Here is a 23,691-nt window from a genome sequence, read left to right on the forward strand (position 1 = left end):
TTAACCATTTGGCGTCGTTAGCGCATGTTGCGTTGCAGCACGGCTATTCTTGTTTGCAGTTGCGGGCGATGGGCGGGCGATACGTCGCCAAAATGCAGATTCTGAGACAGCCGCTGTCCCCGAGGTTGCAAGACAGGCCATTCGGCGCAAAGAGACGCCGACCTGCCCGAGCCATAGGTGAGCCCCCATGTCGAAACGCTTCTCAGACGCCGCCGCTGCCCTCGAAGGAGTCATAGCCGACGACCTGCTGATCGCCGCGGGCGGGTTCGGCCTGTGCGGCATTCCCGAACGCCTGCTCGACGCGATCCGCAATTCCGGCGCGAAGGGCCTGACCTTTGCCAGCAACAATGCGGCCATCGACAATGAAGGCATCGGCAAACTGCTGCGCACCCGACAGGTGAAGAAGATGATCTCTTCCTATGTCGGCGAGAACAAGGAGTTCGAACGCCAGTTCCTCGCCGGCGAGCTCGAAGTGGAGTTCTGCCCGCAAGGCACGCTCGCCGAGCGCATGCGAGCAGGGGGTGCGGGTATCCCCGGCTTCTACACCAAAACCGGTGTCGGCACGCAGGTCGCCGAGGGCAAGGAGCACAAGGAGTTTCCGGACCAGGACGGCGTCATGTCGACCTACATCCTGGAGCGCGGCATCTTCGCCGACCTTTCGATCGTCAAGGCGTGGAAGGCCGACGAAACGGGCAACCTCATCTTCCGCAAGACTGCGCGCAATTTCAACCAGCCCGCCGCCACCTGCGGCAAGGTCTGTATCGCCGAGGTCGAGGAGATCGTACCGGCGGGTGGCCTCGAGGCGGACGAGATCCATCTGCCCGGCGTTTTCGTCAATCGCCTGGTGCTGGGTGCGCCCTACGACAAGAAGATCGAGTTCCGCACGACGCGCGAAAGGGAAGCGGCCTGATGAGCGAGCAGACCAAAGGCTGGACCCGCGACCAGATGGCGGCGCGCGCGGCCAAGGAGCTGGAGGATGGCTATTACGTCAATCTCGGCATCGGCATCCCGACGCTCGTCGCCAACCACATTCCCGAGGGCATTTTGGTGACGCTGCAGAGCGAAAACGGCATGCTCGGCATCGGCCCTTTCCCTTACGAGAACGAGGTCGATCCCGACCTTATAAATGCGGGCAAGCAGACGATCAGCGAACTGCCGCACTCCGCCTATTTCGACAGCGCCACCAGCTTTTCCATGATTCGCGGCGGGCACATCGACCTCACCGTGCTGGGCGCGATGGAAGTGGCGGAGAACGGCGACATCGCCAACTGGATGATCCCGGGCAAGATGATCAAGGGCATGGGCGGCGCGATGGATCTGGTCGCGGGCGTCAAGAAGATCATCGTCGTGATGGATCACACGGCGAAGGACGGCAGCCCCAAATTCATTCCCGAATGCACCCTGCCGCTGACCGGCACCAACGTGGTCGACATGATCATCACCAACCTTGCCGTGTTCCACCGCCCGGACCACGACAGCGCCTTCCGCCTGATCGAACTGGCGCCCGGCGTTGGCGAAGACGAGGTCGCACGCTCCACCACCGCCCGCTACGAAACCGCGCTGTCGGCCTGAGGCCCATCAAGCAATCGCGGCCCGATCGATCAGCCATGACCGTCTATTACCTGCTGCTGTTCTTACACTATACGGGGATTATCCTGCTGGTGGGCAACATCACGGTCACGGCGATCTGGAAGGTTTTCGCCAATCGCAGCGATAATCCGGTCATCGTCGCCTTCGGCCAGCGTCTCGTCACCGGCACCGATTTCGGCCTAACGATCCCCGGCATCGCGCTGACCATGATCGGTGGATACGGGGCGGCGTGGTGGATCGGCTGGCCGCTATTCGGGGAAGTGTGGCTAATCTGGAGCCAGGCGCTGTTCGTGCTCGCCGGCAGCATCTGGCTCGGCATCCTCGTGCCGATACAGATCAGACAGGCACGGCTCGCCCACGCTTTTGCCGATGGCGGCACGATCAGCGCCGAATATCGCCGGCTCTCGCGCCGCTGGATCACCTGGGGACTGATCAGCACCGTACCGATGGTCGCGATCCTGTGGCTGATGATCGCGAAGCCGGCATGAGCGACTGGCTCGCCGGCCCGCGCAATCCCGACGCGCCGCTTGCGGGGCTCAAAGTGCTCGAACTCGCCCGCGTGCTCGCAGGGCCTTGGGCGGGACAGATCCTCGCCGACCTGGGCGCCGACGTCATCAAGGTTGAGAGCCCCGAGGGCGACGGTACGCGCCAATGGGGGCCGCCCTGGATCGAGCGCGAGGGGCCGGACGGCGAGGTGCGGCGCGAGGCGGCCTATTATCACGCCTGCAACCGCGGCAAACGCTCGATCGTCGCCGACTTTCGCGCGCCCACCGATCTCGAACGGGTGCGCGCCTTGGCTGGGCGCGCCGACGTCCTGATCGAGAATTTCAAGACCGGCGGCCTTGCAAAATTCGGCCTCGATTACGCCAGCCTCGCCGCAGCCAATCCCGCGCTGGTCTATTGCTCGATCACCGGCTTCGGCCAGACCGGCCCGCGCGCGCACGAGGCGGGCTACGACTTCGTGATCCAGGGGATGAGCGGCTTCATGTCGGTCACCGGGGAGCCGGACGGCGTGCCGGTGAAGATGGGTGTCTCGATCAGCGACCTGGCAACCGGGGTCTACGCCGCCAACGGCATCCAGGCGGCGCTGCTGCAACGTATGCGCACCGGTCGCGGGCAGCATGTCGATATGAGTCTGCTCGATTGTTCGGTCGCACTACTCGCCAATCAGGCGACCTATCGCCTTACCACCGGCGAGGATCCGCCGCGCATGGGCAATGCGCATGCGCAGGTCGCGCCCTATGGGGTCTTTCCGGTGAAGGATGGACACGTGATCCTGGCGCCTGCGAACGATCGCCTGTTCGCGCGGCTGATGAAGTTGCTGTCGCGCGAGCAGCTGGCGCAGGACCCGCGCTTCGTCAGCAACGCCGATCGGGTCGCGAATGGGGCAGCGCTCGATGCCGAAATTGCGCGCGCGACCGCGCAGTGGGACAAGACCGAGCTGCTCGCGGCATGCGCGGCTGAGGGCATTCCGGCGGGGCCGATCAATGGCCTGGGCGAGATGTTCGACGATCCGCAGGTCGCCGCGCGGGGCCTGCGCGTCGATCTCGGCGGAATTCCGGGCGTGCGCAGTCCCTTCACCTTTTCAGACGCCGAACTCGCGCTCGATCGCCCCTCGCCGATGCTGAATGAGGACGGCTGATCACGCGAGCCTGTCCGCAACCATCCGCCACAGGCGCTCTGCCGGACCCTGTCCAAACCGCGCCAGCCACACCGGCGAAAGCGCAAGGACGATAGCGACAGGAACGAAGCTGAGCGCCAGCGCCTCGCTCCGACTGACCGCGCCGAACAGGCCCAGCCCCCACGACGCGAAGACGGCCGCCAGGATGAGCGAGCTCAACAGGTAGTTCGTAAGCGCCAGCCGACCCGCCGCCGCCAGCCGGCGCGTCACCGCGCCGCCCGCGGAAAACAGCGCCATGGCGAGCGCGGCATAGGCGAGCCCCAGCAAGGTGTCGAACGGGGCCGAAAGGACCAGCGAGGCCGCTCCCGCAAAAGCCCCGGAAAAGCCGCTATCGGCCACCCACCAGGCGAGCGCGAAGAGCGGCGGGAGCGCGAGCAGCGCACAGATCGCGGCGAGGCGCTGCAACAGGAAGGTGCGCCACTCCCCCGCCAGCATCCGCGCCTTCCACAGTCCCATGCCGAGCGCCATGGCCGCAAGGTTGAGCGGCAGCGAGCCGGCCACCGTCACGAGCTGCCGCCCGATATTGCCGCTGCGCCGCACCATCCGTTCGCCCAAGCCCTCGCGCCCCTGTTCGAGCGAATGCGCGATCGCGGCGGGATCGAGGCCGAAATTGCGCTCGGCGAACAGATGCGCGTCGCTGCCGATCCGCCCGGCATAGACGTCGACCACCGCGCTTCCCATCGCAACCATCCCCGCCCCGAAATGCACCGCGACCAACCCGATCGCGACTGCGAACAGCGCGCGGTGCGAAAGCGCGGCGAGCAGGGGAAGCGCGCAGGCCGCGATCGCATAGGCGCGCAGGATATCGTTGCTGGCAAACAGGATCGAATGGGCGAGCCCCATCGCGAACAGCACGGCCATCCGTGCATAATGCGCGCGCCAGGGTCTCTCGCCAGTTCGTTCGAGCAGGATCAGGCAGCCCGCCCCGAACAACATGGCGAAGAGCGTGCGAAACTTGTCCTCGACGAAGACGAAGCTCGCCGCCCAGACCAGCCGATCGAGAGACGAGGCCTCGCCGATCCCCGGCCCCCAGCTTTGCGGGTTGTAATAGGCCTGGCTTGGCAGCGCGAAGACATGGACGTTCATCCACACGATACCGATCACTGCGAGCCCACGCAATGCGTCGAGCTCGACGATACGCGAGGTTGGGTGAAGCGGCGTTCCCATGGGTCGCCGCCCTAGCAGATCAGCCGAGCGCTGCCTTCAGCTCATCGACGAGATCGGTGCGTTCCCACGGGAAGAAATCGCCGTCCGCTTTCCGGCCGAAATGGCCGTAGGCGGCGCTGGTGCGATAGATCGGCTTGTTGAGGCCGAGATGTTCGCGAATGCCGCGCGGTGTTAAGCCGCCGAGGACGCCGATGCTCGCGATTGCGCGTTCGAGGGCCGCATCGTCGACCCCATCGGCGCTTGTGCCATGCGTGTCGACATAGAGCGACAGCGGTTCGCTAACGCCGATCGCATAGGCGATCTGGATCGTGCAACGCGAAGCGAGCCCGGCGGCGACGACATTCTTGGCGAGATAGCGCGTGATATAGGCGGCGCTGCGATCAACCTTGGTCGGATCCTTACCGCTGAAGGCACCGCCGCCATGCGGGCTCGCGCCGCCATAGGTATCGACGATGATCTTGCGCCCGGTCAGCCCCGCATCGCCGTCCGGCCCACCGATAACGAAGCTGCCGGTCGGGTTGATGTGCCAAATGGTTTCATCCGAGAGAAAGCCGTCCGGCAGAATGTCGGCGACGACGCCCTTCACATATTGATGCAGCTTAGCTTCCTTCTCGCCCTCGTCATAGCCCGGCGCGTGCTGGGTGCTGACGACCACGGCGGTGCAGGCAACCGGGCGGCCATCCTTGTAGCGCAAGGTCACCTGGCTCTTCGCGTCGGGTTCGAGGAACGGGGCCGCGCCCGAATGGCGATCCCTGGCCAGCCGCTCGAGGATCTTGTGGCTGTAATCGAGCGTCGCGGGCATGAGGTCGGGCGTTTCGTCGCAGGCAAAGCCGAACATGATGCCCTGGTCGCCCGCGCCCTCATCCTTGTTCGAGCCATCCTCGCCCGCATCGACACCCTGCGCGATCTGCGCCGACTGACCGTGCAGGTGGTTTTCGAAGGTCAGCGTCTTCCAGTGGAAGCCGTCCTGTTCATAGCCGATATCGCGCACGGTGGAGCGCACCGCCTGCTCGATCTCCTCCTTCGCGCCCGGCGCCCAGCCGCCATTGACGGCCCAGTCCTCATTCGCCTCGTCATACATCGGCGCGCAGCGGATCTCGCCCGAAAGGATGACGCGCTGCGTGGTGGTCATGGTCTCGCAGGCGACGCGCGCTTCGGGATCCTTGGACAGCATCAGGTCGACGATGGCGTCGGATATCTGGTCGGAAACCTTGTCGGGATGGCCCTCGGAAACGCTTTCGGACGTGAAGAGATAGTCGCTGCGCATGATCGTGTCGGGCCTCCCGGATGAGCTGGATGCGATGGCTGAACGGTAACCTTATGCAGATATAAGGAAACCTTTATGTCTTGTGGGAGCGCCCTAGCTGCGCGGCTCTCGCAGCGCAAGAAGTCTCGGGATGGCCAAGGCTAGCAACGCCAGAATAGCCGCCCAGATCAGCGGCAGCAGATTGCCTGTCCTCGCGAACAGGGTGGGGGGATGCGCCTGCGGAACGAAGCCGTCCACGCTGTCCGCCTCGCCCATACCGATCGCCTGCAGCACGACGCCACGCGCGTCGATCACCGCGCTGATCCCGGTGGTGGTGGAGCGCAGGACCGGCAGCCCTTCCTCGATCGCGCGCAGCCGCGCCTGCGCAAGATGCTGCGGCGGGCCCCACGCGCCGAACCAGCCGTCGTTGGACGGGTTGAAGATGTAGTCGGGGCGCGGCGCGCTATCGTCAACCACCTGCCCGGAAAAGACGATTTCATAGCAAATCTGCACCGCGGCGCGCCCCTGCGGCCCGAGGTCCAGCGTGCGCGGTCCGGGTCCGGGGTCGTAGGGGATCGAACCCGCGGTGAGGCGCGAGAGGCCGATCAGGCCAAGATAGTCCTCGAGCGGGAGGTATTCGCCATAGGGCACCAGATGCGCTTTGGCGTATTGCGCGGTGATCCGCCCCGCCCCGTCGAGCGCGAGCACCGAATTGCGCGCCGTCACCGCCCCTTGCGACCCGTCCGCGCGCGTGCCGATATCGAGGTTGACCACGCCGGTCAGCAATGTCGAATCCTTGCCGATCAGCGAGCCGATCCGCCGGCGGGCATAGCCGGGATCGGCGCCGGCGGTCATGCGGCTATAATAGCGGACCGGATAGCCATCCTCGAGATAGTCGGGAACGGCGCTTTCGGGCCACAAGACCAGACGCGGCGCGTCGTCTTGCGACCGCGTCAGCCGCGCGATGCGTTCGAACTGCTCCTCGAACTTGGTGCCGTCGTTCATTTCCTCCTGTGGAATGAGCGGCTGGACCAGCGTGTAGCGGATGTCGCTGCGTTCGGACACGGGAGCAGCGAGCCACATCGGCATGGCAATCAGCACGGCGACGAACGCGACGCGGACCAGCCTTGCCGCCAACGCGCGAACCTGGCCGAGCGCCGCCGCAACCAGCAGCGTCGCCAGCACGACGGCAAGGCCGGAGAGCGCATAGGTGCCGAGCCAGGGAAGCAGCAGCGCCCAGCCCGGCGTGTCCCAATCGCCAAGCAGCATCAGGCCGAGCGGCGGCCAGGGATAGCCGGTGAAAGCCCAACTGCGGACCCATTCGGTGACGATCCAGGCGGCGGCGAGCAGCGCGCCATAGGCAAGCGGTCCGCGTCCGCGCGCGCCACCATGCGCGATCAGTGCGGCGAGCGCGGGATAGGCTGCGAGGTAGATGCACAGGAGCGGCACCGCGAACCAGCCGAGCACCGCGGGCATCTCGGCCTGGTAGGTGAAGGCGGTGGCGATCCAGTTATTGGCGAGCGTCAGATGCGCCCAGCCGAAGGTCCAGCCGCGCCACAGGCTCGCGCGCCAGTTGGGTGCGGCGCGAAGATGGAGGATCCACAAGGCCAGCGCGGGAAGCGCGATCCACCACGCGTGGATGGGGGGAAAGCCCAGCGCGGCGACCGCTCCCAGCGCCGCCGAGGTCAGGCCCGGCCAGCGCGTTGCCAGCTGGGTTGCCGAACGGACCGGAGGGGAGGCCCCGCTGCTCAGGCGGGTATCGGCGGACAGATCGTTCAAGGATCGGCTCCGCTTACTTTAATCAGTCGCCGACGTCAGCCCACGGCTTCGCGGCTGTCGTCGTCGTCGGAGCCGCCGCTTATCGCCGGGGGCAGGACGGCGGAATCGATCTCTGCCGGTGCGTCGCCCGCATCCTTGCCGCTGGTCTTGCGCGAGCGGCCATTGGCGCGCGGCTTGCGACGCGGGGCATCGCCCTTATCGCCATCGCCACCGTCATCGCTCTCGTCGCTTCTGACCTTGCGTGCACGCCGTTTCGGCTTGGCGTTTTCTTCCTGTGCACCGGCCGCATCGCCTTCGACGCCGGCATCGCCTTCCTCGCGCGCGTCGTCTTCTTCGTCGCGGCGTGGGCGCGAGCGGCGATTGCCGCGGCGCCGATTGTCGCCATCGTCGTCGCTGCCGTCGCCCGACTGATTGCGATCGTCGCCGCGATTATCGTTGCGCTTGGCGCGGGCCTCGTCCTGGCGGGCCTTGTTGTCGGCGATGACGCGGAAATAATGGTCGGCGAATTGCAGGTAATATTCAGCCTGCACCCGGTCGCCATTGTGTTGCGCGTCCTGCGCCAGCTTCTTGTACTTGTCCAGCAACTGGGGCGCATTGCCGCGGGCCCGGCTGTCGATCCGGTTCTGATTGTTCGCGCCGCCCTGATTGTTGCGATTGCCACGACCGCGGCGGCGGTTATTACGATTGTTATTCAAGGAAAGTCTTCCCTCTCGCGACCCGCGCATCGAACAAGGCCGGATGCGTTCGGCCAACAGACCTCTCGTCTCAGCGCCGCCCAGCGGGCAAGCGAACGCGCTCCGCGTTGCCGTGGCCCTGGGGTCGCGCCCGTAAGGCCGTCTGACATCGAATGTGGAGCTGAGCCCAGCAACTTGCCTAGTTTGCAAGTCGGTGGCCTGATTCGGAGGTAGCGAGCCTCAGGACGTTTGCCAAGCCCCCATGGGCTTTTCACCTATTTTGCCCGCCTTCGCGTTTCTCTCCAGCAACAATCACGCAGCGGGGCCGATCTGCGAGGTCGCACCGGATCTCCGCTGAAAAGCCGTGCTCGCGGGCGAGACCAGACACCGCACCGCCCTGGCGGTGCCCGATTTCGAACAGCGCGGTGCCCCCCTCCTCCAGAAGAGAGCGCAGATGTGGCAGCAGCAAGGCGTAGTCGTCCAGCCCGTCCTCGCCCGCGAACAGCGCCGCGGCAGGCTCGTAGTCGCGCACGCTCGGCTCGAGCGCCGCCCCGTCCTCGACATAGGGCGGATTGCAGACGACGAGATCGAAGCGCCCGAGATCGCGCGTCCATCCCGGCCGCGTCCAGTCGCGTTCATAGAACCGCGCCGCCGCGCCGATCAGCCCGTGCGCCTGCGCATTGGCCTCGGCCACCTCCCGCGCCGCCGCCGAGGCGTCGATCCCGATCCCCTGCGCCTGCGGCAGTTCGAGCAGCAAGGTCACAAGCAGTGCGCCCGACCCGGTACCGAGATCGAGCACCCGCCGCGCGTTGGGAGCGATCGCAAGTGCCGTCTCGATCAACGTCTCGCTGTCGGAACGCGGGATCAGGACGCCGGGCGTTACCTTGAAACCGCGGCCGTAGAACTCCTGGTATCCGACGATATAGGCTAGCGGCTCATGGGAGGCGCGGCGCGCGACGAGCTCGGCGACGCCATCGGGCGCGTGATCGTCCAGGTGCCTCAACAGCATGTCCGAGCGCGTTACGCCCAAGGCATGCGCCATCAGAAGTTCGGCATCGAGCCGCGCTGTGTCGCTGGTTTCCGCCAGCCGGTCGCTCGCCGAGCGCAACGCCTCGCTCACCTTCACTCGCTGAGCGCCGCCAGCCGCTTCGCCTCGTCCTCGGCGATCAGCGCGTCGACCAGCTCGCCGAGACCCGTGCCCGTCAACACCTCCTCGAGCTTGTGGAGGGTCAGGCCGATGCGGTGATCGGTGACCCGCCCTTGCGGGAAGTTGTAAGTGCGGATGCGTTCGGAGCGGTCGCCGCTGCCCACCATCGCGCGGCGCGCTTCGGCTTCGGCGCCTTGCGCCTCGTCGCGCATCTTCTCGTAAAGCCGCGCGCGCAGCACCTGCATCGCCTTGGCGCGGTTCTTGTGCTGGCTGCGCTCGTCCTGCTGGGTGACGACGATGCCGCTCGGCAGATGCGTGATGCGCACCGCGCTGTCGGTGGTGTTGACGTGCTGACCGCCTGCGCCGGACGCGCGGTAGATGTCGATCTTGAGATCCTTGTCCTCGATCGCGACGTCGACCTCGTCGGGCTCGGGCAGCACCGCGACGGTCGCCGCGGAGGTGTGGATGCGCCCACCGCTTTCGGTCACCGGCACGCGCTGGACCCGGTGGACGCCGCTTTCGAACTTGAGCCGCGCGAACACGCCCTGCCCGGTGACATTGGCAACCACTTCCTTGAAGCCGCCGACTTCGCTCGCATTCATGCTAACGGGCTCGATCCGCCAGCCCTGTTCCGCGGCGAAGCGTTCGTACATGCGGTAGAGATCGCCCGCGAACAGCGCCGCTTCATCCCCGCCCGTTCCAGCGCGGATCTCGAGCATGGCGGGCTTGCTGTCGGCGGCGTCGCGCGGGAGCAGCGCGACGGCGAGCTGGCGTTCCTTCTCAGGCAGAGCCTCGCGGATCGCGGCAAGCTCCTCCTCCGCCATCGCCTTCATTTCGGGGTCAGCCAGCATCTCTTCGAGCCCTGCGACCTCGGTGCGCATCGCGGCGACTTCGGCGGCGCGCTTCGCCACCGGTTCCAGCTCGGCGTAGTCGCGGCTCGCGGTCACGAACTCGTCACCCTCGAGCGTGCCCGACGCCATCCGCGCCTCGAGCTCGGCGAAGCGATTGGCGATCTGGTCGAGACGCTGGGCGGGGATTTGCAAGGTTAGCGGCCTGTAGTCTGAACGATGGAACACATGGAACACGGTCCATGGAGGGAATTTTCTGCGGTTTCGAGCGGGCGGTTCATGCGAATGCGATAGCGCCGAATTGGCGGCGTAGGAAAGATTCACCGCACCGTCATTCCCGCGAAGGCGGGAATCCAGCTTCTCTTCAACGCTACCGCCAAAAGGCAGCTGGACCCCGGATCAAGTCCGGGGTGACGGACGGCTAAAGGCCCAGAATGCGCTCCAAATCGGGATTTGTCTGATCGTCTCCCGAAATGCCGTGTCCGTTCTCCCTAAAACTCACGATCGCCTTGGGTGAGCGCTTCACTGCCTTGTCATATCGTTTACGGGGTGATCCTTCCGCGATCATTTCCGCGCTAAGACCGGAAAGCCGTGCCGACTTCAACGCGCTGGTTGCCCGCGCCAACGCAGTCTCGTCGCGATCCTCGACGACGATAATCACATCAGCGGCATCCTCGCCCCGCGCCCCCACAAGCATCGCCAGCCGCTCGATCCCCGCGGCCCAGCCAACGGCGGGGGTGGCAGGTCCGCCGAGGCTTTCCATCAGGCCGTCATAGCGACCGCCACCAAGCACCGTGCTCTGCGCGCCCAGTGCGTCCGCCGCCGCCGAGCCTTCCTCGGGGATGAACTCGAAGGCGGTGTGGCGATAATAGTCGAGGCCGCGCACCAGGTTTTCCGCGCGTTTCCATGCCACACCCGCGGCATCGAGGCCGGCGGTGACGTCCTCGAAAAAGCGCATCGCCTCGTGGGTGAGAAAGTCGTCGATTTTCGGCGCATCGTCGGCGAAGGCGCGGTCGCGCGGGTCCTTGCTATCGAGAATGCGCAGCGGGTTTTTCTCCAGCCGCTCCTGCGAATCCTCGGACAGCTCGCCGCGCACCTTGCCGAAATAGTCGATCAGCCCGGCCCGCCACGCCTCCCGGCTGGCAGCATCGCCCAACGTGTTGAGATGCAGCGTGACGCCTTCGATGCCCAGCTCGGTCAAAAGCTGATCGGCCATCGCGAGCAGCTCCACATCCGCCTGCGGCTCGCCCGCGCCGATGATCTCCGCATCGATCTGGTGAAACTGGCGATAGCGCCCCTTTTGCGGACGTTCGTAGCGGAAGAGCGGCCCGTGCGTTGCCAGCTTCAGCGGCGCGTGCTGCTGCCAGCCATTGGTGAGGTAGGCGCGCGCGATCCCCGCGGTGAATTCGGGGCGCAGGGTCAGCGAACTGCCGCCGCGATCCTCGAAGGAATACATCTCTTTCGACACGACATCGGTGGTTTCGCCGATCGCGCGGCTGAACACTTCGGTCGCCTCGAAGACGGGCATTTCGACGCGGCGAAAGCGGTAAAGCCGGCGCACGCGCTCGAAGGTTTCGACGACGAAGGCGAAGGCTTCGGCCTCGGCGCCGAAAACGTCCTGCGTGCCGCGGATGGCCTTGGGGGTCTTGCTCATGGCCCGCGCAGTTAGGCGGTCGAGAGGTTTCGCGCAATTGCGGCGCCGGATTGGTTTCGCGCGGAGATCGCAGAGGAGCAGAGGCCGCAGAGCGTTAAAGCTACATTGCGCCGCAGGCATTCTACCAAAAATTCCCCACTATTTCTGAGGTTGAGTGTTAAGCGCGGCTGCGCCGCGACCGATTCCTCTCTGCGTTCTCCGCTCCTCTGCGATCTCTGCGCGAAGCAAAGCACTTCGCCCGACGCGCAAAACCCCTTTCGCACTTGCAGCGATCGCATTAAGGCCCGCGCCATTATGCGCATCGACAAGATCCCCACCGGCGACAATCCGCCCGAGAGCCTCAACGTCATCATCGAAGTGCCGACCGGCGGCGAACCGGTGAAATACGAATTCGACAAGGATTCGGGCGCGCTGTTCGTCGATCGCATCCTGCACACGCCAATGCGCTATCCGGCGAATTACGGCTTCGTCCCGCACACGTTGTCGCCCGATGGCGACCCGCTTGATGCGCTGGTGATTGCGCGCTCGCCCTTCATCGCCGGCTGCGTCGTCAAGGCGCGCCCAATCGGCGTGCTCCATCTCGAAGACGAACATGGCGGCGATGAAAAGCTGGTCTGCGTGCCGGTCGACACAACCTTTCCCTATTACGCGGATGTCGGCGAGCGGCAGGATCTGCCCTCGATCGTGCTCAACCAGATCGAGCATTTCTTCACCCACTACAAGGATCTGGAAGCGGAGAAGTGGGTGCGGGTCGGCAATTGGGGCGATGCCGCCGAAGCGCGCAAGATCGTGGACGAGGCGATCGAGCGGGCGAAAGTAACCTGACCGTTCAGTCGCCGGGCTGGTGACGACCGAATGAACCCTGCTCGAAGATCACTACCTACTGGAAAATCGCCGGCTACTGAAAAATCACCGGCGTTCCGGCGTCGAGAGCATTTGCGAGTTCGTGCGCGTCCCAATTTGTCAGGCGCACGCAGCCATGGCTGGCGGTCTTGCCGATCAGCTGGGGGTCGGGCGAACCGTGAATGCCGTAACCTTCCTTCGACAGATCGATCCATATCCCGCCGACAGGATTGTTGGGACCGGGAGGAATGACGAGGGTTTCGTCCGGGCCCCATTCCTGGGCTTGCGGGTTGAAGGTATAATTGGCTTCCGGCGCGATGGCATCGACTTCCATGCTGCCGGCGGGGCTGGGAAACTGGTCGCTGCCGATTGTCGCGGGATAGCTGGCGAGCACTTTACCATCGTCGCCGAGCGCGACGACGCTATTCTCCGCCTTGCGGATCTCGATCCGGGCGATCGAAGACGACAGCTCTTCATCGCCGTGCGAGACGATGATTATGTCCGTGCCCGCTGCGGAGAAATCAGCGTCGGGATTGAGCGCGGCGAGAAAATCCTGATCCATATGGAACCGGTCCGCGAACATTTCGAGCGGCGAGTACCAGCCGACCCGTTCCATCTCAGCCATTTCCTCCATGCCCGAAGCCTTGGCGTAGAACGGGCCGGCGACGTCTTCCTGCGTAATCGTGTAGCTGCGGAAAACGTCGCCACTTTGCGAGGAAATGAGCGAACGCATCAGTTCGGCATCGATTTCCTCCGACGAGCGCAGCCCGTTCGCCTCGCGATAATACCGAATCGCGCGGCGGGTATTGCCGCCCATAATGCCGTCGATCACGCCGGGGGAATGGCGGCTGCGATCGAGCAGGACCTGGACGGTCAGCACCTCTTCGCTGCGCGCATCGTCGAAAATCGAATCGGGAACTCGGTCGGGCGGCGACAAGTCGAAGCCTTCCACCCCTTCATCCGATTGGTCCGGCGATTGCGCGCTGTTGCCTTGAGCGGCGGTATCGCTGCCCGACTGCGATTGGGCGGCGGCGGGGCATGCTGCGAACAGCGCCGGCGCGAAAAGCCCGGTGAAGATGTGTTTTGCTTTTGCCATCGCAGGTTTAAACCGCGCGGGGAGGGTAAGGGTTCCGGGCGTTCTCGACTTAAATCGTATCGATGGATCCGGGTCGATCATTCCACGGGCCGGCTTTCGTCAAGCAGGTCGTTCGCCTGGTCGCCATCGCCGCGGCGTTCGGCCTCGACCAGTTCGCTGATCTCGCTTTCGGGCTGCACATCCTCTGCGACCGTCCTGGCGGCGCTGGCGGATTTTTTCGGCTGCGCCTCCGACAACGTGCCCGTCCGGCCGATCGGCAGCGGATCGGTGCGCCCGTCGAAGCGCAGGCGATAAATCGGCTCTGGCAGTGCGAAACCTTCGTCCTCGAGCGCTTCCTTGACCGCGGCGATGGCGAGGCTGCGCGACTTGAACCAGTCCGCCTCGCGCTGATCGATCCAGCCAATGAAAAAGATGACGATGTTCGAATCGCCCACCTGCGTGATGCGGGCGGCCGGAGCCGGATCGGCGAGCACGAAGCTCAGGGCGGCGAGCGCATCGGTTCCCACCTTCATCGCCGCGCGCGGATCGTCGTCGGCATCGACGCCGAGCTCGAAGTCGAAGCGCCGCTGCGGATTGCGGGTGTAGTTGAGGATCACCGCCTTGAAGACCTGCGCGTTGGGAATGCGAAGATGGTTCCCCTCCAGTGTCATCAGCACGGTCGCCCGGCTGGTGAGGCGGATGACGCGGCCCTCGAGGTCGTCGATCAGCACGTGGTCGTTGGGGCGGAAGGGCTGGCGTAGGCTGAGCATGATCGAGGCGACGTAATTTTCCGCGGTGTCGCGCATGGCAAAGCCCACCGCGAGGCCAATCAGGCCCGCACCGCCGAGCACCGCGCCCAGCAGCGCGCCCGCGCCCAGCAGGTCGAGAGCGACGACGATCGCCACGACGACGAAGACCAGGCGTATCGCCCCGCGGATGAGTTCGGCGAGGAAGGCGTTGGGCGCGATCCGGTTCCAGATGAAGCCGAGGCCGGCGATGAAATAACCGAGCGCACCGATCGCCAGCGCGACCGCCACGGCGACCGCAAGCAACGGCAGCGCGGCCAGCGCCTTTTGCGCAAGCTCCGTGGCCTCGCTGAGGATCGAGAGGTTCTGAGCGACCGACAGATCGCGCTCGATGCCGTTGTCGACGGTGACGACGCCGGCGATATTGGCTGCGATCTCTTCCGCGCGGTCGATCGCTTCGGCATCGGGCAGGGTGCCGACGAGCGAGACGACGCCTTCGCTGACCTCGACCTCGACATTCTCGAAAGCGGGGAGGACCGAATAGATCGCCTCGATGCGCTGACGGATGCGAGTGTCTTCGCCTTCGTCGGAGGTCTGCGCGATTTCGGCGGCGACCTCGCCTTCGGCCTCCGCCTCGGCAGGTTCCTCGCCCCCGAGCGCGGCCTCGGGCAGGACGGCGAAGGCCGGCGCGGCGCAGGCGAGCACGAGGGCGCACAGGAGCGCGCGCCAGCCATGTGCGAGCAAGAGCCGAAGATCGTGGATCAGCACCATTGCGGTGACAGCGTTCGAGCCGGCGAGGCGTTCCCCGGCGCGGATGCCGGGCAGCGGATCAGGCGATTGCGAAAATCGCCTTGCACAGGGCTGTGAGCACGATCGGCAGTCCGATCGCCAAGCCCCAGAGCATGACCACGTCGCGGCGGAATGCGCCCCTATAGGCGGGATCGTGCGCCGCTTCGTCCGACATCGTGGTCCAGCGTTTCTCGAACCAGCGGCAGGCCGGGATGATTGCGGCGACGAGGATGATCAGCGCGATATAGGGAAGGATCGAGGACAGGCCCTGATCCAGCGCCTTGACCGTCATGAAGATTTGCAGACCGGTATATACGAGCAAGGCATAGGCGACATGATCGCTCATCGCCTTGCGCCAGTCGCGCGCGTCGTTTGGATACGCGCGCCCATCGGTATGGCCGGTCCCGGCTTGGTCGGCCGCGCCGCGGCCGTGCGAAAGTTCGTTCATCGATCCGCTCCCCAACGTTTCGCTTCTCGTTCTTGTTTGCCAAAGACTTATCTCAAACCCGGACCGCTCATGCAAGCACGGTAACCATAAGGTAACATTCTTGCCCGTCGGCGAAAGGCCGCGTGCCTCGGGCCGCCGCAATCTTGCCCGATTGGAGCGTTTTTCGTGGGCAACGACGGTACCAAGTGGCGCAGGCATTTGAGGCGCATAATCGCCGCACAGAGCAAAATCTTGCCAAAATGGCGCATCCTGCCCTTTCCAGCGCGAATCGGGGTGGTAGAGACTAGGGCATGAGCGAGTCCCTGCTTCCCGACGATGTCGACGAAGGCGCCCGGCTGTCGCCGCGCGGCGCTCCCGGCGATGGTGCCGCCGATGCGGTCATGAGCGCCCCGGTGGACGCGAACGCCCCGCTGCCCGATGGCGGGCTCGAAGTCGTGTCGATCGCCAAGAGTTACGACAAGCGCGCGGTCCTCACCGACATTTCGCTGACAGTGGCGAAGGGCGAGGTGCTCGGCCTCCTCGGGCCCAACGGGGCGGGCAAGACGACCTGTTTCTATTCGATCATGGGTCTCGTGCGCCCCGATGCAGGCCGCATCCTGATGGACGGCGAGGACGTCACCCGCCTGCCGATGTATCGCCGCGCGATCCTGGGTCTGGGCTACCTGCCGCAGGAGACCAGCATCTTTCGCGGCATGACGGTCGAGCAGAACATCAATTGCGTGCTCGAAATGGTCGAACCCGATGCCGATACGCGCAGGGATGAGCTCGAGAGGCTGCTGGGCGAATTCGGCCTGACGCGGCTGCGCGAAAGCCCGGCGATGGCGTTGTCGGGCGGGGAACGGCGCCGCTGCGAGATCGCTCGCGCGCTCGCCGCAAAACCCTCGATCATGCTGCTCGACGAACCCTTCGCCGGGATCGACCCGCTCTCGATCAGCGACATTCGCGACCTCGTGAAGGATTTGAAGCGGCGCGGCATCGGCGTGCTTATCACCGACCATAATGTGCGCGAAACGCTCGACATCGTCGACCGCGCCTGCATCATCTATGGCGGTCAGGTCCTGTTTGCCGGCACCCCGCAGGCACTGGTCGCCGACGAGAACGTCAAGCGGCTCTATCTCGGCGAGAGCTTTACGCTCTAGGTCGCCCGATGGCCCTCGCCCCCCGCCTCGATCTCAGGCAAACGCAATCGCTGGTGATGACGCCGCAATTGCAGCAGGCGATCAAACTGCTCGCGGCCTCCAATCTCGAGATCGAGAGTTTCGTCGGCGACGCGCTCGAAGCCAATCCGCTGCTCGAGGCGGGCGCGGTTTCGCGCGATGGCGACACCGGGCCCGATGATGGGGCGGGCGCGGCGGACGATATCCCGCGCGACGAAGTCACCTCCGATCGACTGATGGCCCAGGGACAGGGCGAGAGCGAAGCGCCGCTCGACATCGACGCTAGCGCGCTCGATCGCGACCGCGACACGGGCGCCAGCGATGTCGAATGGGGCGCGAGCCTGCGCGATGCCGAATGGGGCGCTGCAGGAAGTGGCGGCGGCCTCGGCGGCTCAGGCTATGCCGGCGAGGATGCGCTGCCCGACATCACCAGCACCCGCGCCTCCGAAACGACGCTCGCCGAACATCTCGATGCGCAGATCGGCGCGCTCGCCTGCAATCCGCGCGAGGCCTTCGTCGCGCGCCACCTTGCCGGTCTGCTCGACGAGGCGGGCTATCTCACGGCGGACCTCGCGGAGATCGGCCGCGATCTCGGGGTCGACATGGATTGCATAGAGGACGCGCTCGAAGTCGTGCAGATGTGCGATCCCACCGGCGTGGGCGCGCGCAATCTCGCCGAATGTCTGCGTCTTCAGGCGCGCGAGGCCGACCGGCTCGATCCGTGCATGGCGGCGCTGATCGACAATCTCGATCTGGTCGCGCGCGGCGAGGTCGCCCGGCTGAAGCGGCTGTGCCAAGTCGATGACGAGGATTTCGGCGACATGCTGCGCGAATTGCGCAGCCTCGATCCCAAGCCCGGCCTCGCCTTCGCCACCTCCTCCGATATGGCGGTAATTCCCGACATCCTTTTGCATGCGAAGGACGATGGGGGCTGGGACATCAGGCTGAACGAGGCGACGCTGCCCCGCCTCGTGGTCAACCGCGACTACTATGTCGAGCTCTCCGCGGGCAGCCCCGACGAGGAGACGCGCGGCTGGCTGAAGGAAAAGCTCGCCGATGCGCACTGGCTGATCCGGGCCCTCGATCAGCGACAGCGCACGATCCTGAAGACGGCGGCGGAGATCGTGAAGCGGCAGGACGGCTTCTTCCGCCGCGGCGTCGCCGAGCTGCGCCCGCTGACCTTGCGCGAAGTCGCCGAAGAGATCGACATGCATGAAAGCACAGTCAGCCGGGTCACCAGCAACAAGTACCTTCACTGCGATCGCGGCTGTTTCGAGCTGAAATACTTCTTCACCAGCGGCGTCGCCCGCACGGGAGAGGGCAGCGACGGCGAAGGCGCCTCATCGGAAGCGATCAAGGCCAGGATCAAGGCGCTGACCGACGCGGAAGACCCCAAGAAGGTGCTGTCTGACCAGAAGCTCGCCGACATGCTGAACGAAGAAGGCTTCGAACTAGCCCGCCGCACGGTCGCCAAATATCGCGAAGCCATCGGCATCGGCTCCAGCGCGCAGCGACGCCGCGCCAAGAAGCTGGCCTCTATCGGCCAGTAGGCGGCTTGAGCCAGCCCGCTTCGCGCAGATCGGCCACCATCGCGCGGCTGACCGGCGCTTCGATGCCGCAGCACAGCTTAAGCCAGAGATCGCGGCCCTTGCGGCGGTGGCCCGTTACGGCATCTTCGGCCACCCACCAGCTACGGTGCACCTGACGACCCGCATGTTCGGGGAGCAGCTGGACGGCCTCGGCCAGCGGCAGCAGCAGCATTTCCTTGCGCCCCTCACCGATGACATGGACGTAATGGTCTTCGACGGTGAGCGCGAGGATCGGGGGAAAGCCGCAGGGTAAGCGGGTGTGAAGCGGGCTGTCGATCACGCCGCGCGCCGTGTTGCGAGGGCTTGCCGTGTCCGGCGACGATGCCACCTCACCTGCCTCGGGATCACCTTTCGCTGCGGCGCGCCAATAGAGGGCGAAGAACAGGGCGAAGAAGCCCAGCGCGATCAGGCTCGTGCGTGGCCAGACCTGAGAGAATGCAGCGCCGAATGCCGCCCGGCTCCCGCCCGACAGCCATAGCACACCCCAGGCGATAAGCGCCGAGGCGATGGGGATCGTGAGGGCATACCCCCACGCCGGATGCAACCCGAGAAGCCTAGCGACCGATGCGCCGACGATCGCCAGGATCCGCACAACGCCCCACGCTGCGACGAAACCGATCAGCGCGACTGCGAGCCGCGTTCCCAGCGGGGCCTCATATCCCGGAACGAGGCCAAGCAGAGCGGCGAGACAAGCGATCGTCGCCACCACGCCAAGCTCCGCGAGCAGCCGGTCGGTCCTGCCCAGGTTCATGCGGACCATTCGCGCAGCGGGCGGACCTGCGGCGCATCGCAGCGACCGCCTGCGTATCCTTGCTTCCCGGTCGATCGGCGGCTCGTCACCTTGCTCATCACCGGCTTTCTATGCCCTTGCCCGTTGGAGAGACAAGCGTGAACACAACCAGCGAAACCCAAGCGGCGCCTGCCCCGCGATCCACGAATATGGCGGTGACCATTGCGATCACCGTACTCCTCACCCTCATCATGACCGCGCTTTCATCCTCGTTTGGCGGGTTCGGATCGGATGCCGCCCGTTCGAGCGATGCGCGCGGCTTAAGCACCGCGATTATCCTCCATCTTGCGACCGCCATCCCCGCATTGATTCTAGGCCCGGTGGTCCTGTTGCGGCGCAAGGGGGACACCGTCCATCGCTGGCTGGGCCGCATATGGGTCGCCCTGATGCTGGCAACGGCGATCGCGTCCGCCTTCATCCATTCGCCCGGCGCCGGCTTCATGGGCACGGGCTACAGCTTCATTCATATCTTCACGATCTGGACGCTCGTCAACGCGCCGCTCGGCGTATGGCTTGCGCGCAAAGGCAAGATCGACGCGCATCGCGGCGTGATGAAGGGCCTCTATGCCGGCCTTGTGATTGCAGGGGCGACGACGCTGATCCCCGGCAGGCTGTTCGGCACGATGTTGTTTCTCTAGCTGGACCCGCACGCCCGCAAGAGCTGTCCGCACCGGATGGAAACCGCATGTAGCGAGACATGTGGCATCGAAGTCTCAGGCAATTCTTCGCTCATCCATTTACGACGCATTAACCTTTCCCGTTCAGACCTTGCGTGGTTAATAGAGAGCAACACCTCTTATCGAGGGGTTATTCGCGAGCAATTCATGTCCGCCAATGGGGCGCTAAGGGGGCAAACAATGCGAGTGCTGTTGATCGAAGACGAGCCGACGACCGCCAAGGCGATCGAGCTCATGCTCACCACCGAGGGCTTCAACGTCTATTCGACCGATCTGGGGGAGGAAGGTCTCGATCTCGGCAAGCTGTATGATTACGATATCATCCTGCTCGATCTGAACCTGCCCGACATGCACGGCTATGACGTGTTGAAGAAGCTGCGCGTCGCCAAGGTGCAGACGCCAGTGCTAATCCTCTCGGGCATTGCCGAGATGGATTCCAAGATCCGCAGTTTCGGCTTCGGCGCCGACGATTATGTAACGAAGCCCTTCCACCGCGAAGAGCTGGTCGCCCGCATCCACGCCGTGGTGCGCCGGTCGAAGGGACACAGCCAGTCGATCATCCGCACCGGCAAGCTTGCGGTGAACCTCGATGCCAAGACAGTCGAGGTCGACGGCGCGCGCGTTCACCTGACGGGCAAGGAATATGCGATGCTCGAGCTGCTCTCGCTTCGCAAGGGCACCACGCTGACCAAGGAAATGTTCCTGAACCACCTTTACGGCGGCATGGACGAGCCCGAGCTCAAGATCATCGACGTCTTCATCTGCAAGCTGCGCAAGAAATTGAGCCATGCTTGCGGCGGTGAGAACTATATCGAGACGGTCTGGGGCCGCGGCTACGTGCTGCGTGATCCGCAGGACGAAGCCGAAGCGGCCTGACGCGCGCCCTTCATGGATTTTCGGGGGACGAGGCGCCCCGCGGTCCTACGCCGCGGGCGCCTCTTCTTGTTCGTGCTTCAGCCCGCGCGCGAAATCCCGCCCCGTCGGTTCCTGAAACAGGCCGAGGCCGAATTCCGGCAGGATCGCGATCAGGTGATCGAAAATATCGGCCTGGATGCTTTCATATTCGGACCACGCGGTCGTATCGGTGAAGCAATAGATTTCGATCGGCAGGCCGGTCGGGCCGGGCTGTAGCTGGCGTACGAGCAGCGTGAAGTTCTCGCCGATGCGCGGATGCCATTTGAGATAGGCGAGGATGTAAGCGCGCAGCGTGCCGATATTGGTCAGCCGCCGGGCATTGACGGGCGCATCGTCCCCTTTCAGCTCCTTCGCGTTCCATGCGGCGATTTCGGCGCGCTTGTCGGCGAGGTAATCCTTCAGCATGTTGAATTGCTCGAGCTCGCCGACTTCGTCCTCGTCGAGAAACCGGATCGTGTTCTGATCGATATGAAGGCTGCGCTTGATCCGCCGTCCGCCCGCCTCGCTCATCCCGCGCCAGTTCTGGTAGGCGTCCGACACCAGTCGATGAGTCGGGATGGTGGTGATCGTCTTGTCGAAATTCTGCACCTTGATGGTGTGGAGCGAGATATCGACGACGTCCCCGTCGGCCGCCATCGAGGGCATGGTGATCCAGTCGCCGACGCGCAGCATGTCGTTGGTGGTCAGCTGGACGCTCGCCACCAAGCTGAGGATGGTGTCCTTGAACACCAGCAGCAGCACCGCCGTGATCGCGCCCAGCCCCGAGAGGAGCAGGAGCGGCGACTGGTCGATCAGGACCGAGATCAGGATGATCGCCGCGCCGCACAGCACGATGATCTTGAGCACCTGAACGAAGCCCTTGATCGGCCGATTGCGCGAGCGCGGCAGACGTTCGTAGAGCTCGTTCGCGTATGACAGGCCCTTGACGATCGCCATCGCGACCGAAACCACGATCAGCGCCTGCGCGACGTTGCGCGTAAGAGAATAGGCCCAGTCGGGCAGATGCGGAACCAGCGCGATGCCGCGCGCGATGACGAGCAATGGCGCGGCGGTGGCGAGCCAGGCGACGGCCTTGTCAATCGTTTTGGTCCGACGGTCGAGATAGGGCTCGGCGAAGCGCAGGATCACCCGCTTCAGCAGAAAATTGAGCGCGAACGCGGTCAGCAGCAGCGCGGCGATGCCGATCAGGGCCTGGGCCCAGTCGGGTTGCTCGGCGAAAAGGCGGGTGAGGTTTTCCATCGCGGCGCGATATAGCGAAGCGGCCAGAGGTCACAACCGCTGCCGCCCGTCGATCGGCCGCCTATCGGCCAAGGCAGGCCGGCAGGGCTGGACAGCGCCCGCCCCGCGCGACTACCGAGCGCGCCCATGAGCGCTTACAAGGAAGGCGATCCCACCACCCTCTCGCGGCTTTATGGCCGCAGCGTCGGCAAGCCGCTGCGCGCGCGTCAGCAGGAGCTGGTCGATCGCCTGCTGCCGCAGATCGCGGTGCCTGAGGACGGACCAGTCACCGCGCAGGCGCTGTTCGGTGAGGATTGCCCCTTACATTTCGAGATCGGCTTCGGCGGCGGCGAACATCTCGCCTACCGCGCCGATCTTTTGCCCAATCACGGCCTTATTGGCGCCGAACCTTTCCTCAACGGCGTCGCGCAGGCGCTCAGCCATATCGAGGAGCAGCGGCTCGCCAATGTGCGGCTGCATCACGGCGATGCGATCGAAGTGCTGCAGCGCATTCCCGACGGTGCGCTGACGATGGTCTATTTGCTCCACCCCGACCCCTGGCCAAAGGCGCGCCATGCGAAGCGGCGGATGATGAACGATGGACCGGTGCAGTTGATCGCCGACAAGATGAAGCCGGGCGGCGAGTTCCGGTTCGGCACCGATCATCCGGTCTATGTGCGCCACGCGCTGATGGTGATGCAGCGCTTTACGGGCGTCTTCGAATGGGTCGTCGAGGGGCCGCCCAGCTGGCAGAATCGCCCCGGAGGCTGGTGCGAGACGCGCTACGAGCAAAAGGCGCGCGAACAGTTCGGCCATGAGGTCTGGTATTTCCGGTTTCGCCGCCGCGGGTAATAGATCGAACAGAAGGCCGAGCCATTCTACCAACCGAATAATGTGGAAGGGTGGACGGATCGCGTTGCCCGGAACACGTTCCCAGGCGCGCATTCACGGCTCGTCGCAACCCGTTCACGGGCAACCGTATCCAGCGGAAAACCGGGGATTTTCCCGGAACGAAAAGCCTCCTTCGCCATTGATCTTACATATAGCAAATCAAACGAAGGACCTCCCTTATGACCATTCGTACCCTTAAAGACCTCTATATCGACCAGCTTCAGGATCTCTACAGCGCCGACAAGCAATCGCTCGACGCGACGAAGAAGCTCCATGAGAAGGCGACCTCCAGCCAGCTGAAGTCCGCGCTCGAAGACGGCGTGAAGGGCATCTCGCAGGGCATGGAACAGGTCAAGGGCCTGATCCAGGGCCACAACGCCAATCCCAATGGCGAGCACTGCAAGGGCATGGAAGGACTCGTGAAGGAAGCCAAGGCCCATGCCATCGATGCCGACATTGCGGATAAGGACGTGCTCGATGCCTCGATCATTACGCAGTATCAGCGCATGACCCATTACGGACTCGCCGGCTATGGTACCGCGCTCGCGTTTGCCAAGCGCCTCAATCTCGATAGCGACGCGCGCACGCTCCAGACCTGTCTCGACAACTCCTATGATGGTGATCGTCGGATGACCGAGATCGCCACCGGCGAAGTCAACAAGGAAGCGGTCTCCGCTTAATCGACCACTGACATCCGATCCGCGCGACTAGCGCGATAAAAGGGGGTCCGGCACAACGCCGGGCCCCTTTTCGTTCGTCATCCTTTC

At 64.8% G+C, this 23,691-nt stretch carries 23 protein-coding genes; 11 read left to right on the top strand and 12 right to left on the bottom strand.

Annotation, left to right across the window (positions count from 1 at the left end):
- Positions 1-187 precede the first annotated feature (187 nt).
- Genes V2I30_RS09845 through V2I30_RS09860 form a run of 4 tightly spaced genes read left to right on the top strand, consistent with a single transcriptional unit; the run spans position 188 to position 3,232 of the window.
- The gene (locus V2I30_RS09845) at positions 188-910 is read left to right on the top strand and encodes a CoA transferase subunit A (RefSeq protein ID WP_330661987.1); all 723 of its coding nucleotides are present in this window, start codon (positions 188-190) and stop codon (positions 908-910) included.
- Entirely contained in the window at positions 910-1,572 is a 663-nt protein-coding gene (locus V2I30_RS09850; RefSeq protein WP_330661988.1) for a CoA transferase subunit B, read from the top strand. Before V2I30_RS09845 ends, V2I30_RS09850 begins: the two co-directional genes overlap by 1 nt.
- Before the next feature lie 35 nt (positions 1,573-1,607).
- Positions 1,608-2,078 (top strand): DUF2269 family protein, encoded by a 471-nt coding sequence (locus V2I30_RS09855; protein ID WP_330661989.1) that lies wholly within the window; start codon positions 1,608-1,610, stop codon positions 2,076-2,078.
- Positions 2,075-3,232 carry a CaiB/BaiF CoA transferase family protein gene (locus tag V2I30_RS09860; protein ID WP_330662352.1) on the top strand — a complete coding sequence of 386 codons (1,158 nt, stop codon included), beginning with the start codon at positions 2,075-2,077 and terminating at the stop codon, positions 3,230-3,232. The genes V2I30_RS09855 and V2I30_RS09860 overlap by 4 nt, the downstream gene beginning before the upstream one ends.
- On the opposite strand, the gene V2I30_RS09865 is transcribed toward V2I30_RS09860, so the two are convergent.
- From V2I30_RS09865 to hisS, 7 genes are all read right to left on the bottom strand, one after another.
- Complete coding sequence (locus V2I30_RS09865) at positions 3,233-4,438, bottom strand: DUF418 domain-containing protein (protein WP_330661990.1); 1,206 nt, start codon at positions 4,436-4,438, stop codon at positions 3,233-3,235. It abuts the gene before it with no gap.
- A 19-nt stretch (positions 4,439-4,457) separates the two neighbouring features.
- A complete protein-coding gene (metK, locus tag V2I30_RS09870; RefSeq protein ID WP_330661991.1) occupies positions 4,458-5,705 on the bottom strand; it encodes a methionine adenosyltransferase in 1,248 nt (415 codons plus the stop codon).
- A 93-nt stretch (positions 5,706-5,798) separates the two neighbouring features.
- Complete coding sequence (gene lnt, locus V2I30_RS09875; protein WP_330661992.1) at positions 5,799-7,463, bottom strand: apolipoprotein N-acyltransferase; 1,665 nt, start codon at positions 7,461-7,463, stop codon at positions 5,799-5,801.
- A gap of 35 nt (positions 7,464-7,498) precedes the next feature.
- Positions 7,499-8,158 (bottom strand): DUF4167 domain-containing protein, encoded by a 660-nt coding sequence (locus V2I30_RS09880; protein ID WP_330661993.1) that lies wholly within the window; start codon positions 8,156-8,158, stop codon positions 7,499-7,501.
- A gap of 250 nt (positions 8,159-8,408) precedes the next feature.
- Positions 8,409-9,263 (bottom strand): peptide chain release factor N(5)-glutamine methyltransferase, encoded by an 855-nt coding sequence (prmC, locus tag V2I30_RS09885; protein ID WP_330661994.1) that lies wholly within the window; start codon positions 9,261-9,263, stop codon positions 8,409-8,411.
- Positions 9,260-10,327 carry a peptide chain release factor 1 gene (gene prfA / locus V2I30_RS09890; RefSeq protein WP_330661995.1) on the bottom strand — a complete coding sequence of 356 codons (1,068 nt, stop codon included), beginning with the start codon at positions 10,325-10,327 and terminating at the stop codon, positions 9,260-9,262. Before prfA ends, prmC begins: the two co-directional genes overlap by 4 nt.
- 226 nt (positions 10,328-10,553) lie before the next feature.
- Positions 10,554-11,786 carry a histidine--tRNA ligase gene (hisS, locus tag V2I30_RS09895; protein WP_330661996.1) on the bottom strand — a complete coding sequence of 411 codons (1,233 nt, stop codon included), beginning with the start codon at positions 11,784-11,786 and terminating at the stop codon, positions 10,554-10,556.
- 294 nt (positions 11,787-12,080) lie between these two features.
- Here hisS and ppa point away from each other — a divergent pair, with 294 nt between their 5' ends.
- Positions 12,081-12,611, top strand: a complete 531-nt coding sequence (gene ppa / locus V2I30_RS09900) for an inorganic diphosphatase (RefSeq protein WP_330661997.1) — start codon at positions 12,081-12,083, stop codon at positions 12,609-12,611.
- Between the two features lie 73 nt (positions 12,612-12,684).
- Here the strand turns inward: ppa and V2I30_RS09905 are convergent, their stop codons facing one another.
- The 3 genes from V2I30_RS09905 to V2I30_RS09915 all read right to left on the bottom strand — a co-directional run bounded on the left by V2I30_RS09905 (position 12,685) and on the right by V2I30_RS09915 (position 15,687).
- Positions 12,685-13,725: a L,D-transpeptidase family protein gene (locus tag V2I30_RS09905; RefSeq protein WP_330661998.1), complete on the bottom strand. Its 1,041-nt coding sequence runs from the start codon at positions 13,723-13,725 to the stop codon at positions 12,685-12,687.
- Between the two features lie 77 nt (positions 13,726-13,802).
- The gene (locus V2I30_RS09910) at positions 13,803-15,221 is read right to left on the bottom strand and encodes a mechanosensitive ion channel family protein (protein ID WP_330661999.1); all 1,419 of its coding nucleotides are present in this window, start codon (positions 15,219-15,221) and stop codon (positions 13,803-13,805) included.
- Between the two features lie 58 nt (positions 15,222-15,279).
- The gene (locus V2I30_RS09915; protein ID WP_330662000.1) at positions 15,280-15,687 is read right to left on the bottom strand and encodes a hypothetical protein; all 408 of its coding nucleotides are present in this window, start codon (positions 15,685-15,687) and stop codon (positions 15,280-15,282) included.
- Between the two features lie 380 nt (positions 15,688-16,067).
- On the opposite strand from V2I30_RS09915, the gene lptB reads away from it, so the two are divergent.
- Positions 16,068-16,826 (top strand): LPS export ABC transporter ATP-binding protein, encoded by a 759-nt coding sequence (gene lptB / locus V2I30_RS09920; protein WP_330662353.1) that lies wholly within the window; start codon positions 16,068-16,070, stop codon positions 16,824-16,826.
- 8 nt (positions 16,827-16,834) lie between these two features.
- Positions 16,835-18,394: an RNA polymerase factor sigma-54 gene (gene rpoN, locus V2I30_RS09925; RefSeq protein WP_330662001.1), complete on the top strand. Its 1,560-nt coding sequence runs from the start codon at positions 16,835-16,837 to the stop codon at positions 18,392-18,394.
- Here the strand turns inward: rpoN and V2I30_RS09930 are convergent.
- Positions 18,381-19,184 carry a LytTR family DNA-binding domain-containing protein gene (locus V2I30_RS09930; RefSeq protein WP_330662002.1) on the bottom strand — a complete coding sequence of 268 codons (804 nt, stop codon included), beginning with the start codon at positions 19,182-19,184 and terminating at the stop codon, positions 18,381-18,383. The two genes, rpoN and V2I30_RS09930, sit on opposite strands and share 14 nt — an antisense overlap.
- A 137-nt stretch (positions 19,185-19,321) precedes the next feature.
- On the opposite strand from V2I30_RS09930, the gene V2I30_RS09935 reads away from it, so the two are divergent.
- Together V2I30_RS09935 and ctrA are read left to right on the top strand one after the other, a co-directional pair.
- Positions 19,322-19,861, top strand: coding sequence for a DUF2306 domain-containing protein (locus V2I30_RS09935; protein WP_330662003.1), 540 nt, complete (start codon positions 19,322-19,324; stop codon positions 19,859-19,861).
- A 219-nt stretch (positions 19,862-20,080) separates the two neighbouring features.
- The gene (ctrA, locus tag V2I30_RS09940) at positions 20,081-20,776 is read left to right on the top strand and encodes a response regulator transcription factor CtrA (protein ID WP_330662005.1); all 696 of its coding nucleotides are present in this window, start codon (positions 20,081-20,083) and stop codon (positions 20,774-20,776) included.
- 45 nt (positions 20,777-20,821) lie between these two features.
- Here ctrA and V2I30_RS09945 read toward each other — a convergent pair whose 3' ends face one another.
- Positions 20,822-22,054: a mechanosensitive ion channel family protein gene (locus V2I30_RS09945; protein WP_330662006.1), complete on the bottom strand. Its 1,233-nt coding sequence runs from the start codon at positions 22,052-22,054 to the stop codon at positions 20,822-20,824.
- A 126-nt stretch (positions 22,055-22,180) separates the two neighbouring features.
- Here V2I30_RS09945 and trmB point away from each other — a divergent pair, with 126 nt between their 5' ends.
- Positions 22,181-22,885 (top strand): tRNA (guanine(46)-N(7))-methyltransferase TrmB, encoded by a 705-nt coding sequence (trmB, locus tag V2I30_RS09950; protein WP_330662007.1) that lies wholly within the window; start codon positions 22,181-22,183, stop codon positions 22,883-22,885.
- Positions 22,886-23,103: 218 nt separating this feature from the next.
- A complete protein-coding gene (locus tag V2I30_RS09955) occupies positions 23,104-23,604 on the top strand; it encodes a ferritin-like domain-containing protein (RefSeq protein ID WP_330662008.1) in 501 nt (166 codons plus the stop codon).
- Positions 23,605-23,691 lie beyond the last annotated feature (87 nt).

Origin of the sequence: Erythrobacter sp. (assembly GCF_036351135.1) — a bacterium.
Classification (GTDB): domain Bacteria; phylum Pseudomonadota; class Alphaproteobacteria; order Sphingomonadales; family Sphingomonadaceae; genus Erythrobacter.

Excerpts from the sequence above, each read along its gene's own strand:
- V2I30_RS09855 (WP_330661989.1), top strand. The coding sequence starts at position 1,608 with ATGACCGTCTATTACCTGCTGCTGTTCTTACACTATACGGGGATTATC.
- V2I30_RS09850 (WP_330661988.1), top strand. The coding sequence starts at position 910 with ATGAGCGAGCAGACCAAAGGCTGGACCCGCGACCAGATGGCGGCGCGC.
- ppa (WP_330661997.1), top strand. The coding sequence starts at position 12,081 with ATGCGCATCGACAAGATCCCCACCGGCGACAATCCGCCCGAGAGCCTC.
- metK (WP_330661991.1), bottom strand. The coding sequence starts at position 5,705 with ATGCGCAGCGACTATCTCTTCACGTCCGAAAGCGTTTCCGAGGGCCAT.
- rpoN (WP_330662001.1), top strand. The coding sequence starts at position 16,835 with ATGGCCCTCGCCCCCCGCCTCGATCTCAGGCAAACGCAATCGCTGGTG.
- lptB (WP_330662353.1), top strand. The coding sequence starts at position 16,068 with ATGAGCGCCCCGGTGGACGCGAACGCCCCGCTGCCCGATGGCGGGCTC.
- V2I30_RS09915 (WP_330662000.1), bottom strand. The coding sequence starts at position 15,687 with ATGAACGAACTTTCGCACGGCCGCGGCGCGGCCGACCAAGCCGGGACC.
- V2I30_RS09865 (WP_330661990.1), bottom strand. The coding sequence starts at position 4,438 with ATGGGAACGCCGCTTCACCCAACCTCGCGTATCGTCGAGCTCGACGCA.
- V2I30_RS09860 (WP_330662352.1), top strand. The coding sequence starts at position 2,075 with ATGAGCGACTGGCTCGCCGGCCCGCGCAATCCCGACGCGCCGCTTGCG.
- V2I30_RS09910 (WP_330661999.1), bottom strand. The coding sequence starts at position 15,221 with ATGGTGCTGATCCACGATCTTCGGCTCTTGCTCGCACATGGCTGGCGC.
- trmB (WP_330662007.1), top strand. The coding sequence starts at position 22,181 with ATGAGCGCTTACAAGGAAGGCGATCCCACCACCCTCTCGCGGCTTTAT.
- ctrA (WP_330662005.1), top strand. The coding sequence starts at position 20,081 with ATGCGAGTGCTGTTGATCGAAGACGAGCCGACGACCGCCAAGGCGATC.
- hisS (WP_330661996.1), bottom strand. The coding sequence starts at position 11,786 with ATGAGCAAGACCCCCAAGGCCATCCGCGGCACGCAGGACGTTTTCGGC.
- V2I30_RS09945 (WP_330662006.1), bottom strand. The coding sequence starts at position 22,054 with ATGGAAAACCTCACCCGCCTTTTCGCCGAGCAACCCGACTGGGCCCAG.
- V2I30_RS09930 (WP_330662002.1), bottom strand. The coding sequence starts at position 19,184 with ATGAACCTGGGCAGGACCGACCGGCTGCTCGCGGAGCTTGGCGTGGTG.
- V2I30_RS09905 (WP_330661998.1), bottom strand. The coding sequence starts at position 13,725 with ATGGCAAAAGCAAAACACATCTTCACCGGGCTTTTCGCGCCGGCGCTG.
- V2I30_RS09845 (WP_330661987.1), top strand. The coding sequence starts at position 188 with ATGTCGAAACGCTTCTCAGACGCCGCCGCTGCCCTCGAAGGAGTCATA.
- V2I30_RS09955 (WP_330662008.1), top strand. The coding sequence starts at position 23,104 with ATGACCATTCGTACCCTTAAAGACCTCTATATCGACCAGCTTCAGGAT.